This window comes from Bradyrhizobium sp. 2TAF36, assembly GCF_052114925.1.
Classification (GTDB): Bacteria; Pseudomonadota; Alphaproteobacteria; order Rhizobiales; family Xanthobacteraceae; genus Bradyrhizobium; species Bradyrhizobium barranii.
This window is the reverse complement of sequence record NZ_JBFRFR010000021.1, coordinates 48,011-63,022: the sequence shown is the minus strand read 5'-3', so window position 1 is coordinate 63,022 and position 15,012 is coordinate 48,011. Positions and strand designations below refer to the sequence as shown.

Below are 15,012 nucleotides of genomic sequence, written 5' to 3'. Positions count from 1 at the left end.
TCATGCCTACCCATTTTGTAGCTCTGGCGACACACCGGGTTCAGCGCCTTTTGCTTGCCGTTTTGCGGCCCGCCGGCGATTGTTCGGTCTCCTGATAGGCGCTCGCTGAAACTGCCGTCTGATCGTCCGCGAAGGCTCGAAAGCGGACCGGAACGTAGCCGCGCGAAAGCAAGCTCGCCAACGGGTAGACGTTGCGGCAGACGCGGCCGTTGCAGCCGCCGGTCGAGGATTCCATCACCTCGGCCTTGCGATCCGGCGTGAACCGCAGGAACAACATCACATGCGAGCCCGGCTTGTTCAGCGCATCGCCGGGCCTCAGGTCCCAGGGATTTGCCACGGGCGCTGCGATCGCGGGGATAGCGGCAGTCGTGTAGTGGACGGAGAGCYCCCACGCGGCGCTGACGAATGCCGAGCAGTCGACGCCAGCCACATCCGGCCGTGGTGCATTGCGAGTGCACACATTGCCAGCCAGCGTTCCGCTCTCGATCCGCTGCCGGAAGTTCGCGAGCGAACCGTGGCAGCCCCAGCAATAGGGTACACCGCGCACCTCCTGGTTCACCTTTCCCTGCAGATACCACGGCCGACGAACACGGCTGAAGCCGCTGCATTGGCTGTCAGGATCGTTGCCGTAATTCGCCTGCGTCAGCTTCCACTGGATGCCCTCGAACGCAAACGCTGTCTCGATCGCCTGCTGGCGATTGGACGGTCTCACGGCGGCCGACGCGTCAAATTTGACGCCGGATTGCGGTGCCGGCGCGGCTGCCGTTCGCGACGGCCGCACGTCGATAATCGAAGCGTTGGTCAGAGGCCTGAAGCCCACACCAACCACTTCAATACCGTCCGGCTTGGTCCGCAGGAAATAGACATCGCCATCGCCCGAAACCGTGACGAACCGCCGGGTCAGCGGCGTGTTTTCCAAAGGAAGCTCGTAGATTCCTTCGAGACGCCCGTTCGCGGCATAGCGTGCGACGAACGTGGAGGCATTCTTTCCCGACGGCGGAACGTCCTCCGCCARCACATAGAAGCGGTCACTGTTGTCAATCTCGAGAAACTCTACCGTGCCGAGCTGGTTGCGCACCCGCAGGCCGAGCTGGCCGATCGTCTCGTTGGTGACCATGGTCTGGATTTCGACCCGTACGCTGGCATTGCCCTTGTCCGGAATGATATCGGCGATCACCGAGCCCTTGCTTCGAGTAGCAACATATTGCCGGTCGGGCTGCCGCGTCGTCTTGATGATGGCCGCGCGGGTGTTCTGGTCGAGCAGGTCGGTGGCGCTGCCTGGCGTCTGTGATCCCATCTGGGCAAAAGCCGAGACGGCGACCTGGTCGTCCGCGCCACGGCTCGAGACCTCTTCAAGCTGGATCACATCACCACCGAGGCCGCGCGTGGATTGCCCCGGCGCCGCCTTCAGCGTCCGTACGCCGCCGTCCCAAACCATGATGTCGTCGTTGTGGACGACGAGATCCGTCGGCTGGACGTCTTTCGGCATGTTGAGGACGTCAGGATCTGAGCTCGGCTGTTTCGGATCAAACTGGAGGATGCGACCGTTGATCTGATCGAGCACAAACAGGTTGCCCTGCCCGTCGGCGCTGAGTGCTTGCGGTCCCGCGAGTTCCACGTCCTCGCTGGCCGGGACGATGCCGACCATGGAAGCGGCCGAACCGCCGGCAAAGCTGCGTACGACAGTATCGTCGGCGTACGCCTTGGTTCCAAGAATGCCAGCGCCAACGATGAAGACCCAGATCCAATGACTTGGACGAAGCATGTTCGCCTCAATGTACCCCGAACCGATCGCCGCGTCGGATCGACTAATCCGAGATGCCGTTGATGCGGCGCGTCAATTAGTGGTGAGCAATCTCAATCACGTTCAATCTATCACTGGACGGTGATAGTCCGAATGTCTTCAGCTTGCGGTGCAAAACATGGCCCGGAATAGATTTGAGCAGGTGAGCGAAGTCCAGCCCGACGCGATCACGCTTGTCCTGAAACGCGACAATGACGGCATCTCCGGATCGATCGTGCTGCCGGCCGCCGCGAGCGGGGGACGGCTGACGACCGACCAGGTCAGCGCGCAGTTGCCGGCGCAGGATGCTTTTCGCGGCGCGATCCGGCTGGCAAACGACGTAAAGCTCGCGCTCGTAGTGTGCGATCCAGACGGGGTCTGGAAGTCTGAGTGGGGCGATCTTTATCAGCCGATCGATTGACCCGCACCGGATGGAACCAGCATATGCTGCGACGCCACATCGAGACGAGCTTGCCGAACGGACCCTCCCCCCGACCATCGTTCTGGATACGGGCCTCCATGGTCGCGCTGCTGGTTGCGACAAGCTGGCCGGCACGCGCCAACGACTCGGCTGCGGAATTGTCGATCGGCGGGCTCCAGTTCGTACGCACCAATGACGTGGCCATGGAGAGCGAGAACCTTCGTATCGCGCTCGACAGGATTAGCGTTCGCTATCAATTCGCCAACGTCACCGCCAAGCCGGTCACGCTTACCGTTGCCTTTCCGCTGCCCGACATCGACCTGTCGGAGGCTGAGAACATCGCACTGCCGTCAAATGATCCGATCAACTTCGTCGACTTCGAGACCAAGGTCGATGGCAGCCCGGCGCCGCTGACCGTCGATCAGCGCGCCATGGTCGGCAACAAGGATGTCAGTGCCCTGCTCCGCGAACTCAAGTTGCCGCTGCTGCCGATTGGTAACCGCGAGATCCGGGTGAACGACCTGCCCGAGGCGACCCGGGCCCGGCTCGTGGACGACGGACTTCTGATGCCTGCCGGAATGAGCGACAACGGTCGGCAGCAGTACGCGCCAAGTTGGGTTATCAAGACCTCGGCTGTGCGCCAGCAGGTGTTTCCGCCCATGCGCACCGTCTTGGTCGAACACCAGTACCGGCCGAGCGTCGGCTCCAGTCCCGACACCATCCTGCGCTCGAGCCTGCGCCGCAGTGGCGCACTCGCTCAGGAAGTCGCGCGTTACAGGAAAGAATACTGCGTCCAGGATACGTTCCTCGCCGAACTCGACAAGCGCGCGGGCAGCAACCAGACCAACAGCGCGAAACTGCAGGAGCGGCGCATATCGTATGTGCTCAAGACCGGCGCGAATTGGGCCGGGCCGATCCGCTCATTCAAACTGACTATCGACCCAGGCGGCAGCGACCGTTTGGTGAGCTTCTGTCCCGGGCGGCTAAAGGCATCGTCCGCTACTGGAAACATGCTTGAATATACGGCAAGCGACTTCAAGCCAGATGCCGACCTGAAAATCCTGGTGATCGGAACATTCTGAGCGTGCTGGTCAATTGGTGAGCAGTACGTAGCGCGCGGCCGCGATGACAGTCACCTTGTTGCGCTGAGCCTCGCTTAGCGCCTGCAGAAAGAACGTGTCGGCAGCCATCGGTCGCGGCTGGCGCAATGAGTCCAGAACCTGCGGAACCGCCACGACCAACAGCAATTGCGGACCGCTCGCGCGCGCTGTCGGGAGCGTAAACGAAAGTGAGTCGATGCCCGGCTTCAGAAGGTAGGAGAGGCTCTGGACTTCGCCGCGATCCGACACCATGAGCAGCTCCACCACGCGGTTGGCAAAGTTCTCAATGGTCCCATTAAGGGTTTCGCCGCCCTTCAGCTCTGTCGCTGACAGGGTGATGCGTGGCATTCGCGCCTGATCGCTCCCGACCTGACTCAAGAACTTGACGGCTGGGCATTGCGCCTGGGTCACTTGCCTGACGCCGACCGAAGCTTCGAAACCCTGCTCACGCCGAAACGCTTTGTCGAAGGTGTCGAATGGGGCGGTCGAGGCACCGAACCCTTCGATGACAGCCGCATTTGGGCTCACAGCAATCGGCAAGACAAAGAAGCAGTCACCGCCAGAATATTGGGCCACGTATTTGCGGATGCGCTCAGCTCGCCCCGGCCCATCGAGCGCCGGAGACGGCGTTGCCGTCGGCTGCGCGGACAACTTCTCTGTCTCTTGGCGTCCGGGCTGTGGTCCAGCGGGCTCGACCTTCGGCGGCACCATTGTTCCAGCGAGTTTCGGAGGTGGCGGCAAGACCGCGGTGCCGGGCGCTGACCAGACCAGCTTGTAGAAGGCATATCCGCTACCGCCGACCAGCAGCAACAATGCCGCCACGCCCGCCCCCAGCCAGAGGCCGCGCGCACTCCGCGCGGTCGACGGCATCGTGCCCTGCGACGGCGGCGCCGCGCTTTCCGGCCGCCGTAGCGGATCGAAGCCATATAACGGCGCGGCCGGTGTCTGGGCCGAACCGGTTGGCGTCCAGCTGGCGACCTCCCCCATGGTCGGGCGCAATGCCGGATCAGGCTGCAGCATCCGCTCCAGCAAAGGCCGGATTCGCATATCAACCGCACCGAGATCGGGCACACGCCGGCGCTTCTCCACCAGTTGAAACTGGCTGCCGCCCATGTCGAGTTTCTGCCCGGTCAGCGCATGGAACAGCACAAGACCGAAGCTGTAGACATCGGATTTCGCAGTCACGTCATTGCCGTACAACCCAACCTGTTCCGGCGATGCGTAATTGTCCTTGCCGGCGAAGCCCGAGCCGATGATGGTCTTGTCACCCATCTGGGTCGACCGGGCGATGCCGAAGTCGATGATCTTGGCCCGCCTGACGTCGTCGAGCGGAACGATGATGTTGTCCGGAGAAACGTCACGATGGATGATGCCGTGCTCATGGGCGGCCTCCAGTCCCGATGCGACGCGCTGCATCAGCCTGATCAGCGCCTCGAAGGCCAACGGCCCATCATCGAGCATGTTCGAGAGCGAGCGGCCATTCACGAATTCCATCGCGAGATAAGGTCGCTGCAGCACCGGCTCCACGGTAAACAGGAAGTAACGAACGATCGCGTCATGCGGAAGATTGTGGAGTGCCGCGGCCTCTCGACGGAACAGCGCGAGCGCCGCCTCGTTGTCAACCATGTCGGGCAGCAGCATTTTCACCGCAACAGGCGATCCAGTCTGGATCTCACGGCATTTGTACACCTCACCCATGCCGCCCGCGCCGATCACCGCTTCGATCTCGTAAATGCCGTTGAGACGCGTGCCGGGCGGCACGCCGTGATAGGACGATCGGAACGGATCGTTCGGGGTCATGGTTGCGGCTCCCGATTGAGCGGAGATCTTGTCGCCTCCTGAGATCGTGGCGTCAGCAGTCGCACGATCACAATCGTCACGTTGTCAAGCCCGCCACGATCAAGAGCCAGCGCGAGCATGTCATCGCAAGCCGCCTGGGCGCGTCGCGTAGCCACGTGCTGCAGGATCTCGTCGTCCTGCACGTGCCTGGTCAGGCCATCGCTGCAGATCACGAAGATATCCTCCGGCTCGGCCGGGCCTGTCACCACCTCAAATTCCGGATCATCGGCGACACCGACGGCACGAGTAATGGCATTGCTCGGCCAATCATTCACGTCTTCGCGCGACAGAGCACCTTCGGCGATCAGTTCCTCCAGTTCGCTGTGATCGTGCGACACTTGGCTAATTGCGCCACGACTGATCAGGTAGACCCGGCTGTCACCCGCCCATATGCAAGCGTAGTAGCTATCGCGAACGAGCAGAACCGCCGCTGTGGTCCCGACGGTGGCACCCTGTCGTTCATGACTTAGCGCCAGTATCTGCTGGTTTGCGCTGAACAGCCGCTCCTCGCATTCCGCCAGCAGGTCTGCGGCTGATTCTGGCGTGCCGATCGCGTCAAGCGACTGCACGACAATGCGACTGGCGAGATCGCCGGCCTCGTGACCACCCATACCGTCGGCGACCGCCCAAAGGCCGACGTCGGTTCGTACCAAACATGAATCCTCGTTCCGCTCCCGCACCCGTCCGGCATGGGTGACGCTACCAACATCGAACAAGGATGGAATATGCACCATCGCGTGTCATCCATTCCCGGATGCCGCGTGGCCGAGATCACCGGTCAGCAGCGTGATGTAGTGAAACGGATCTGGTAATCCGCGGCAACTCAGCGCCATTGGCGGAAAGCCTTCCCCTCCGGCGGTCCACCAGAAGCTAGCCGCGGCGTAGACCTGTGGGTTGGTGGCGCAAAGTGCTGCAAACGACCCCGCGAAGGCGTCGACCGCCGAGGCCCTTCCCATTGCCGCAGCACCCAGCGACGTGATCGGCGGATCGCCGGCGATGGTCTCCTGCAGTCGTGGCACCGCAAGCCGATCCAATGCATCGGAGATCTGCTCGAAGGTTGCGGCCCGATCCAGGGTCGAAAGCATGAACGCTTCCACTTGCCCGAACCATTCGTCCTGCGGATCAATGCTCGGCGGCGGCAGCGAGACGGCCTCGCCGGTCACCGCATGCAGGGTCAAGGGATAGTATCGCCCCACCCCGTCGAGCGAGGGCATGATCGCACCCGCCACTGTCGTGCCGCAGATCGCGGCGCCGAGCCAAAACCGCCAGACCGGAGCGGTCAGAAAGGCCTGCTGCCATCCTGGGCCAAGCTGGTGGCGACTTGCTGACAGCGCGGCCTGTACCCACGGCTCCCAGGCTTCCAGGAAGCTGCGCGGGGTCGCGATCGCGATGAAATCGCGCTTGGCGCCGATCTTGCCGAATAGCCCGCAACGCATGGTCATATCCCGGTCGGGCAACGAAACTCGCGCAGCACTGACAGGTTCAGCGGGTTGCGCAACGACCCAGTCGAAATTTGATAGTTGAGCTCGCGCCCCGCGACGATGAAAGTCGCGCTGGCCGTTTCCGCTTTCACGACCAACGAGCCCGCCTCCAGCATCCGAAAGAGCGACCAGGGACCAATGCGCTCAAGCACGGATGGCGCGCCGGTGTCGTTACTAACTGAAATTGCCGTTCGCGGCGCCGGGCCCGGCCATAGGACGGTCGTTGGCGAGTTGCTCTGAGGCGGTGGTGATGGCGGTGGCGTCGGTTGCGGACCGCCGAACAAGGACGACGTGGCCGGTCCGGGAATGGTTGGGCTCGCAATCGTGGTGCCGCCGATCTCGGTCTTAACGGTCACGCCTGGCCCCGGTGCCCCAGGAGGCCGGATCGCGAAAGAAACGGCGGGCACACCGCCGCCCGTCTGGAAGAACGCATCCCGGATATAGGCCGCATTCTGGAATTGTTTGAGCGTGTCGGGCGAGAACGACCGACCAACGGGGCTCTCCTTGCGCCAAGCCCAGTCCGACCGCGACGTGTCGGCATAAGGTGCCAGGTACTGGGTGAAGAACTTGTCCATAACGCCATTCGGACTGAACAATTTGGCAAAATCCGCCAGCGGGACTTCCTGGCCGCTGCTGCGGACAAACGGGTAGCGGTTGGTCACAGTCTGTTGGCAGACCGGCGTGACCTGATCGCGCAACGCTTGCAGGATTTGCCCGGCGGTTGAAGCCGCGATGCTGCCTTCGAACTCCGCGGCTGCTGCGCGCAGCATGTCGGAGAACGGCGGCGGCATGCGCGAGGCATTGTTGCGGAGCGCTGCGACCTGGGTCTGAAGCGCAGCCGTGGCCTGTGCTGTCAGTTGGGGATTCTCGACGATCAACGTCAGGTTCTGCGCGATGTCGTTCAGGTTCGCGACGGTCGAGTCGATCGGCCGGCGGGTGCTCTCGCCTTCGAGCGCCGCGTGGTAAGGTTTGAACTGCGCCTCGATCGTCGCGCCAGGCGGTCCATCCTGGGCATTCGTGAAGAGTGCCGGCGCCGGTGCGGCAGCTGGCGCCGAAGCATTTGCCGGCTTCGCCCGTTCCTTGGTCAGCACCGTCTCGTCGCGCACCGATTCCAGAATTTGCCGCATCGGCGAGGTCGGCGCCGAAAGCGCCCGCAGCACCTCGTATTTCGGCTTGTCGGCGAGCAGCTTCTTCAGGCGCAGGCTCCCGAGCGCCGTTCGCCAGGTCGTCACGAAATCGTTGGAATAGATGTTGAGCAGATCGCCGGCCAGATTGTCGTACTGCTGGTCGATGGCCGACTGCTGGCCTGCATCACCCAAGACCCATCGCTCCCGCTTCATCCGCTCAGACAATCCGGACAGCCGGGCGACGAACTTCTGATGGAAGCCGTTATACGTGAAGAACTCAGGTACCCGCACCGCGTCCAAAGGCTGCCCTGTCGTGGTTTCGAACACGACACCCATGTCAGGTCCGCCATGGCGGCTAGCGATCCAGTCGCCAGCGGTCGATGCGCGAGCCTCCGATTTCAGAAACTCGTAGGCACGTTGCGACACGCTCAGGCGCGCCAAGGAGCTCTGGGCCTGCTTGATCAACCGGCCGTCGAGTTCGACCAGCGGCGGCTGCTCGGTCTCGAGGTCGAACATTGCCACGAGGTTCTCGTCGAGCAGACGCCGCCCTTCCGCGTTGGTGGCGCCAGGATAGAGGTTGTCCGCCCAGTCACGCTGCATCCAGGAGCGGATCAGCTCGCGGTCCGGCGACTGCAGGCCGCCGACCATCAGATAGACCTTGAGCGCCTCGTAGACGAAGGCAGGTTCGTTGATGCGCGCATTGAGCTGCTCCTCGAGGCGATACAGCAGGCGCGGCCGGAACATGCGCTCAAGCGCCGTATGATAGGCCGCCTTCGACGGCGACAGCAGCCGGGCGTGCTGACTGAGCCCGTAGCGAGCCGACAGAGGCACCGACTCGCCGCGCGATCCGTAGCCTGCCGGGGCGTTGCGCAGCCGGTAGAGTAGCGGCAGCACCTTGTCGAGATCATGATCGGCAATCAGCGTCTGCCTGATAAGTGGAGCGCCGGCGGCCGCATACTCGCTATCCGCCTGCAGGCTTTGCTCGATCAAATCGGAGTTCCGCTTGTAGCTCATCAGCCAGGCTGCGATCAGTCCGATCGAGACCAGGCCAATCAATGACAGGGCCGCGGTTTTCAGGATCAGCGCGCGGCGCACCGCGGCACGGTCGGTCGACACCCAGTCGGCCTCGCCGATGATGACCTTGGAAATCAGGTCGGCGAGGAAGAAACTCTTGCCCGCGCCCGAATAGGATCCGGAACCGACCTCCTCAGCGCCGAACGTACGTGCCAGCGACCCGATCAATTGGTCGATCGGCGTGCCCTGCTGCGTACCCGAGGTAAAGTAGAAACCGCGCAGATTCGCGTTCACGTGATAGCGCGTCGGCTCGAAGATCTGGTTGAGGAAATCGTGGATCTGGGGCTTGAGCCGCGCCATCTGTGCCGGAAAGCCGAACAATTGCACGCGGTGCTGGGGCGTCGGCTCGTCCTGCAGACGGTCGAGCGTCTCCTCGCTCAGGCGCTCCAGCAGACGGTCGAACTCGACCGGGATCTGCCCCACCAGATTCTGGGTCTTGTCTGCGGTCTGGAACGTGGCACCCCAGACTTGGCGGCGGCCGGCCTCGCCGAGATAGGCGAAATACTCGGTGAAGCCGGCAACGAGATCGGCTTTGGTAAATAGCGCGTAGACCGGGAAGCTGACCTTGAGTCTCTGATGCAACTCGAGCAGGCGCATCCTGATGGCATCGGCGTGAAGTGCGAGTTCCTGCTTCGGCAGCGTCAGGATGTCTTCGATACTGATGGCGACAAGGACGCCGTTGATCGGCTGGCGCGACCGGCTTTTCTTCAGGATGTCCAGGAACGCCAGCCAGCTGTCCTTGTCGGCCTTGCTGTTGGAGTCCTGGGTCGTGTAGCGGCCGGCGGTATCGATCAGCACCGCCTCCTCGGTAAACCACCAATCGCAGTAGCGCGTACCGCCGACCCCCGCGATCGCTGCGGGCGTCGCCCCGCGCGCGAGCGGAAATTTGAGCCCGGAATTGACCAGCGCCGTGGTCTTGCCGGCGCCGGGCGGACCGATGATGACGTACCACGGCAGATCGTAGAGATAGCCCGACTTGTTGCCGCTGGCGGTCTTCAGCGTCGCGAGCGCATCCTTCATGCGCTCCTTGAGCACCGGTTCATCGCTGACAGGCTGGTCCGCACCAGCGATGCCATCGGCAATCTCCTTGGCACCCTTGCGCCGCTTGAACAGATTGAGGCCAACGACGCCTGCCACGACCGTGGTGAGCAGCAGAATAGCGATCTGCCGGACGATATGGTTCTCCAGCGGTCGCCAGTCGCCGAACGCGATGAAGGGACCGGCGAGATAGATCACCGCTCCGAGCGAGCTGAGCCCTACTCCGTAGAGAACGATGCGAAGAATGTCCTTGGCAAGCATCTAACCGTACCTGTTGCAAACCACCTGACCCGGCGGTATCCGCCTATTCGCTGCGTTCGATAAAGATCTCGACGCGCCGGTTCTTGGCGCGTCCCTCGGGTGTCGTGTTGCTACCGATTGGCGCATCTGCTCCTTTGCCCTCGACGTCGACGCGCGAACCATCGGTCAAGCCAGGCTTCAATGCCGCGGCAACCGCCTTGGCACGCTCGACCGACAACTCGAAATTTGTCGGGAAGCGGACTGTGCGGATCGGCGAACTGTCGGTATGGCCGACGACCCGGATCCGTCCCGGCTCCTTGTCGAGGGTTGCCGCGACGCGGAGTGCGATCGGCTTGAAGCCGTCGAGGATGGTCGCCTGGCCCGACGCGAACAACGCCAGGTCGCAGACCCTGATCACGATGAAGCTCGGGGTCTGGTCCGCCGTCATGGCACAGGCGGTGTTCTCCTTCGCGAGCGCGTTGCGGATGCGTTGCAACTGGGTGATGCGATCCGGTGGCGGCGGGGGCGGAGGCGGCGGCGGTGGTGCAACGACCTGGCGTTTGAGCTCGATCGGGCCGGCCGGATGGAGCGCGAGCGCCACCTCGGCAGCATTCTCTGCACGGCCAGCGAGGAGCGTCCGCAGGACGAAATAGGACCCGGTCAGCAGCGCGGCGACGACGGCCGCGACGAGCCAGACCGGAACGCGCAGACGCTGCCGGCGCCCCGCCAGCGCCTGTCCGCGCCAGTTGGGCGACAGGTCGCTCATCGTCTTCGGCCGGACCCGGCGCAACAATTCATAAAGGTTACGCTGGATCAGCTGCRGGTTCGCAAGTCCGCCCCCTGACGTCCGGTGAATGCCCTGAAAACCAAGCGCAAGGCAGGCGTGCTGAAGTTCGAGGACGGGATAGTTGACCAGTGGATCAACCTTCAAATGGTCGAGGATCTCGAAGAAACGGACGCCGCCGACACGCTCGCCGAAGAACCGGCTCAGCATCGAATATTGCGTCCAGACGTGGCGCTCCTCGGTCGGGATGTGCTGCACGATATCGTCGGCAGTGGCACACAGGATGTATTTCGCTGTGTTGGCCTGGTGCTCGGATATGCCCGCGGAACGGATGTCCTTCTCGAAGAACTTGATCGCGTCTGCAACCTGCTCCATCAAACTCGCGAACGACGCGCGCATGAGCGCCACCCGCAACCGACCAAGCAGCTGCAGCAACGGGCCCGCAGCGCGCATCACTGGATTGGCATTTGGCGCGACGAGATCGTCGACGCGCAACGGCGGTCCTGGCGGTAGCATGGGCTGCTGCGCCTGGGCTTGCGCGGGTGTCGATATCCATTCCTCAGCGGGATGGCTGGCCGGCGCGGAGGCGTAGTTCGAGCCCTGCGGGACAGGAGAAAATGATGGCGGTGGCGCCGGCGCGCCGGGAGAGGGTACCGGTGATGGCGAATAGCCTGGACGTGCCGCAGGCCCCTCGCCCAGCGGCGGCTGAAAGGTCGGCGCCGGCGGCAACTTCCCGCCGGGGTTGGGACGGATGATCGTCCGTTCGCCCCGACCGAAAGGATTGACCGGCTTGTCCCTGTCGCTCATGGCCTGTCTTCCAGGATGGCCCAAAGATACAGCTCAAGCTCCGGCCAGTCGCCGGAGAAATGCATTCCGATCGAGGCCGCCGTGCTGAACTCGGGCCACAGCGGCGACTTGCGGTCGAGATAGAAATAGACGTGATCCGTGATGGCCCGGATGTGCGGCGGCGGCGTCGGCAAATGCGCCAAGGTCAGGCCCGGCAGGTTTGCGTGCACGATCTCGTTCATCTTGGTGTTCGGCCCGACCTTGAACAGATGCGGGAAATCGTTCTGGATCTCCACGAGCGGCCGCCGTGCGGCAACCTCCAGCACCAGGGTCGCGTTTCGGAATAGCGCTCGATCGCGGATCGGCGACACGAACGCATTCTGTGCGCGCTCGATGATCTCCAGGCGGATCGCCCGCCGGCCCAATCGCGCGCTCAGGAAGTCCTGGATGTCGCTCACCAAGGGTGTGAAGACGTTCTCGAGATCGTCGTGATCGTAAGCCGGATAGTTGCGCGCCCGCCGTTCCGCCGTAGAAAATGTCGCAAGTTCACCCGCGAATCTCAGCAATTCCTCGTACAGGCGCTCGGGGTGCACGCTGCCGGAGCGCTGGAAATGAGTCAGGACGGGAATGGTACGGTTCAGCACTTGCAGGACCAGATAGTCGACGCTCTGCAACCCACCGCCGGATGACGGATCGACCGCGTAACGCGCGAGCTCGTCGAGTTTGGTCTCGACCCAGCCGATGATGCGGTTGAGCCAGCCATCGATGATCGGATGCGCGGCGCAGATCAGCATCGGCGGCACGAATTTATCGTCGAACAGGATGTTCTTGTCGCGCACCTCGAGAATGCGCGCGATGCCGAGCCCCATGTATCCGGGCTTGCTGCTCTTGCGCAGTTCGAACGACAAGCGCGGATAGGCGATGTCGATCTCTTCCTCGATGCGTAGCGCAGAGGTCGAGTCGATGAAGGTTTCCGAACTACGAACATAACGACTGGCGCTGTCGGTGCGATCCTCGTCGACCTCGCGGGTGTTTGGCGCCGCGACCGGCATCATCAGCCAGACGACCTGGCCTGCGGCCGTCTCCGGCACGTCGATCGCTTCGGGAATTTGGCTGTCCGCTGGGATATCGAACGGCGTACCGTCCGGCATGACGCCGGACGCATTGCGCACCGCGAACTTGCTCTGTTCGGTAAGAYCTTTGTCGATCTCCAGCTGGGCAAAGCCCCACGGGTATGGTGTCGTGTAGCGAACGCGCTTTTCCAGCAAGTGTTCGATGTAGCGGTCGTTCTGCTGCAGATGATGCGGCCGCAGAAACAGACCTTCCGACCAGAAAACTTTGCTGTACCAAGACATTCCTACATCCACTTAGAAATTGTCGGCAGCCGCGTGGTCGCCGATAGTTTACTTTGAACCGGGCTTGTCACCGCGGTCGTAATAGTTCGAGAAATGCAACATAAAGGTTTCGATCGGCGCGCTGTTGTCGCGACCAAGATGCGCCTTCCAGCGCGTCAAGAACTCGTCCCAGAGTTTGCCCTTGTTCGTGCCGAGCCAGGAGCTCGCGCCACGCTGAAGCTCGAGCTCGCGGGCCATCAGCGTCGGATCTATGCCCGCAATCAGCTCATGGACAGCGTGCTGCATCGCCATGTAGGTCTTCAACTGATGTGACTTGAGATCACTGAAGCCCTGTGCAAAGGCGCGCTGTGCGTCGAGGTAGCTGCGCGTCGGCGGCCCAAAGAGAATGCGCATCGCTTCTTCCGAGGTCGGCGAGAACTTCAGCGGATTATTTTCGAGGGCTTGGACGGTGGTTTGGCTGGTGCTACGGGTCAGTTGCTTGGCTTGGGTCCGCGCCTGCAGCAGCGCCATCAGATTATCCACGGTCATACGCAAGATGACGCCAAGCTGTTCGGCGAGTTCGGCATCGGACTTGCTCGCAAAGAAATTGTCCGGCAATCCTGCAGCGCGCGCCACCAGTCGCGCGAACTCGGTACCGCCGACTGGCTTGGCCGTGACAGGTCCCTCGTCTGCCGCTGGCGCCGGGCGCGATGGCGATGCTGGCGGCTGGGCAGCGGCTGGTTCATCATCGATCCATACCGACGGCCGGCGTGGGGTCGGCATGATGGGCGGGCGCTCGACTTGCGGTTTCGGCGCGTTGGCTGGACCGGCTGCCCAGTTCATGTCGTCGTCCTGCTCGGACGGTTGGTACGGAGACGCCGGCTGTGACCGTCGGAACGGGTCTACACCCGGTGCCGGGACGCTCGCCGCCCAATCCAGGAACCCCGGATTGACGGGCCGCGCAGCCTCGCGTGGCTTCTTCAGCAGTTGCGGATCGATCGGCGGCGGAACGTCACGATCGGCTGTCCAAAGCTCTCCATAGTCGGCATGCTGCTGGACCGAGGGTTCGCGCAGTTGCGCCTCATGGTTTGGGCTGCCCCCGCCAGCCTCATTCTCCAGCGAAACTCCGATGATGTAGTGGCCGATCGTGAGTCGGTCACCGTCGCGCAAGCGGTGCGGCCCCCGCATGCGCTGGTCGGCACCGTTGAGAAAGGTGCCGTTGGTCGAAACGTCGTGCAGCCAATAGCCACCGTCGCGAAAGTGCACCTCGCAATGCTTTCCGGAAATCGTCCGCGCCGGATCCGGCAGCGTCCAGTCGAGGTGACGGTCCCGGCCAATATCGACTGAACGCCTGCCGGTGACCGTAAACGACACAGGTCCGCCATCCGGAAGGTTCGGTTCGTTCTCGATATTAAAGCGAAGCACCATCACATCGTCTCGTTAGCGCGGAGGGCGCGGTTCGCCGCGAGCCAATTGAATACCATCCTCTAGGCATGACGTCATTATCCGGTCCCGGGAGTCACGGGGGAGCCGGCAGAGGCCGATCAGCAGTGCTGCACGCACCGCCCGCGCGGCCTGATCTGGCTTAGCTTCCACGGGCGCAAATTCCGGGGGAACCACGCTTCCGCCGGACCAGCCGGCCGCCAGCGCCAGCCATGTCGCCGGCTGCTCAGGATCATTGGCATTGCCGACAGCCAGCGCCTTGTTCCGGGACTGCTCGTCCGGTTGCCGGACCCAGGTCTCCACAATATTCAGCGACCTGGTATCGCTGGCGTCGAAATGGTCGAACATCAGTTGCAGAGAGCGACATCCCCAGGCAACTGCTACGCGCCTGGGAAGCAGATAGGCACAGTAAGACACGGCCGGGTGCCAATTCCGCGCATCGGCGGCCTCCTGAAGGAAGTCCAGCGAAGGCTTGTCAGCGTCGGCTTTGCCGACATCATAACGCGCCAAGGGATAGGCCTGAAACAGATCCTGAACCGTACCGAACCGAACTTGTCCCATG

At 62.9% G+C, this 15,012-nt stretch carries 11 protein-coding genes; 2 read left to right on the top strand and 9 right to left on the bottom strand.

The features are described 5' to 3' along the window. Positions 1–40: 40 nt before the first annotated feature. Positions 41–1,765 (bottom strand): hypothetical protein, encoded by a 1,725-nt coding sequence (locus AB4Z51_RS14025; protein ID WP_441497573.1) that lies wholly within the window; start codon positions 1,763–1,765, stop codon positions 41–43. A 157-nt stretch (positions 1,766–1,922) separates the two neighbouring features. Here AB4Z51_RS14025 and AB4Z51_RS14020 point away from each other — a divergent pair, with 157 nt between their 5' ends. Both AB4Z51_RS14020 and AB4Z51_RS14015 read left to right on the top strand, forming a co-directional pair. Further along, on the top strand, positions 1,923–2,204 hold the full coding sequence (locus tag AB4Z51_RS14020) for a hypothetical protein (RefSeq protein ID WP_028156828.1): 282 nt from the start codon (positions 1,923–1,925) through the stop codon (positions 2,202–2,204). Positions 2,205–2,302: 98 nt separating this feature from the next. Further along, entirely contained in the window at positions 2,303–3,286 is a 984-nt protein-coding gene (locus AB4Z51_RS14015) for a DUF4424 domain-containing protein (protein WP_167767973.1), read from the top strand. A 9-nt stretch (positions 3,287–3,295) separates the two neighbouring features. On the opposite strand, the gene AB4Z51_RS14010 is transcribed toward AB4Z51_RS14015, so the two are convergent. The 8 genes from AB4Z51_RS14010 to AB4Z51_RS13975 are packed head-to-tail and all read right to left on the bottom strand — an operon-like array spanning position 3,296 to position 15,011. After that, positions 3,296–5,104: a serine/threonine-protein kinase gene (locus tag AB4Z51_RS14010; RefSeq protein ID WP_135214243.1), complete on the bottom strand. Its 1,809-nt coding sequence runs from the start codon at positions 5,102–5,104 to the stop codon at positions 3,296–3,298. Then, positions 5,101–5,877, bottom strand: coding sequence for a PP2C family protein-serine/threonine phosphatase (locus AB4Z51_RS14005; RefSeq protein WP_135214242.1), 777 nt, complete (start codon positions 5,875–5,877; stop codon positions 5,101–5,103). The genes AB4Z51_RS14010 and AB4Z51_RS14005 overlap by 4 nt, the downstream gene beginning before the upstream one ends. Before the next feature lie 6 nt (positions 5,878–5,883). Then, positions 5,884–6,585, bottom strand: a complete 702-nt coding sequence (gene tagF / locus AB4Z51_RS14000) for a type VI secretion system-associated protein TagF (RefSeq protein ID WP_135214280.1) — start codon at positions 6,583–6,585, stop codon at positions 5,884–5,886. Beyond that, positions 6,582–10,124, bottom strand: coding sequence for a type VI secretion system membrane subunit TssM (gene tssM / locus AB4Z51_RS13995; RefSeq protein WP_135214241.1), 3,543 nt, complete (start codon positions 10,122–10,124; stop codon positions 6,582–6,584). The genes tagF and tssM overlap by 4 nt, the downstream gene beginning before the upstream one ends. 43 nt (positions 10,125–10,167) lie before the next feature. Next, positions 10,168–11,694: a type VI secretion system protein TssL, long form gene (gene tssL, locus AB4Z51_RS13990; protein ID WP_441497572.1), complete on the bottom strand. Its 1,527-nt coding sequence runs from the start codon at positions 11,692–11,694 to the stop codon at positions 10,168–10,170. Next, positions 11,691–13,028, bottom strand: a complete 1,338-nt coding sequence (tssK, locus tag AB4Z51_RS13985; RefSeq protein WP_441497571.1) for a type VI secretion system baseplate subunit TssK — start codon at positions 13,026–13,028, stop codon at positions 11,691–11,693. The genes tssL and tssK overlap by 4 nt, the downstream gene beginning before the upstream one ends. A gap of 48 nt (positions 13,029–13,076) precedes the next feature. Beyond that, a complete protein-coding gene (gene tagH / locus AB4Z51_RS13980; RefSeq protein WP_167767972.1) occupies positions 13,077–14,435 on the bottom strand; it encodes a type VI secretion system-associated FHA domain protein TagH in 1,359 nt (452 codons plus the stop codon). 12 nt (positions 14,436–14,447) lie between these two features. Further along, a complete protein-coding gene (locus AB4Z51_RS13975) occupies positions 14,448–15,011 on the bottom strand; it encodes a DUF6931 family protein (RefSeq protein WP_135214238.1) in 564 nt (187 codons plus the stop codon). Position 15,012: the final 1 nt, after the last annotated feature.

Coding starts and splice junctions, on each gene's coding strand:
- AB4Z51_RS14010 (WP_135214243.1), bottom strand. CDS start 5,104: ATGACCCCGAACGATCCGTTCCGATCGTCCTATCACGGCGTGCCGCCC.
- tssM (WP_135214241.1), bottom strand. CDS start 10,124: ATGCTTGCCAAGGACATTCTTCGCATCGTTCTCTACGGAGTAGGGCTC.
- AB4Z51_RS14020 (WP_028156828.1), top strand. CDS start 1,923: ATGGCCCGGAATAGATTTGAGCAGGTGAGCGAAGTCCAGCCCGACGCG.
- tagH (WP_167767972.1), bottom strand. CDS start 14,435: ATGGTGCTTCGCTTTAATATCGAGAACGAACCGAACCTTCCGGATGGC.
- tagF (WP_135214280.1), bottom strand. CDS start 6,585: ATGACCATGCGTTGCGGGCTATTCGGCAAGATCGGCGCCAAGCGCGAT.
- AB4Z51_RS14015 (WP_167767973.1), top strand. CDS start 2,303: ATGGTCGCGCTGCTGGTTGCGACAAGCTGGCCGGCACGCGCCAACGAC.
- AB4Z51_RS14005 (WP_135214242.1), bottom strand. CDS start 5,877: ATGGTGCATATTCCATCCTTGTTCGATGTTGGTAGCGTCACCCATGCC.
- AB4Z51_RS13975 (WP_135214238.1), bottom strand. CDS start 15,011: ATGGGACAAGTTCGGTTCGGTACGGTTCAGGATCTGTTTCAGGCCTAT.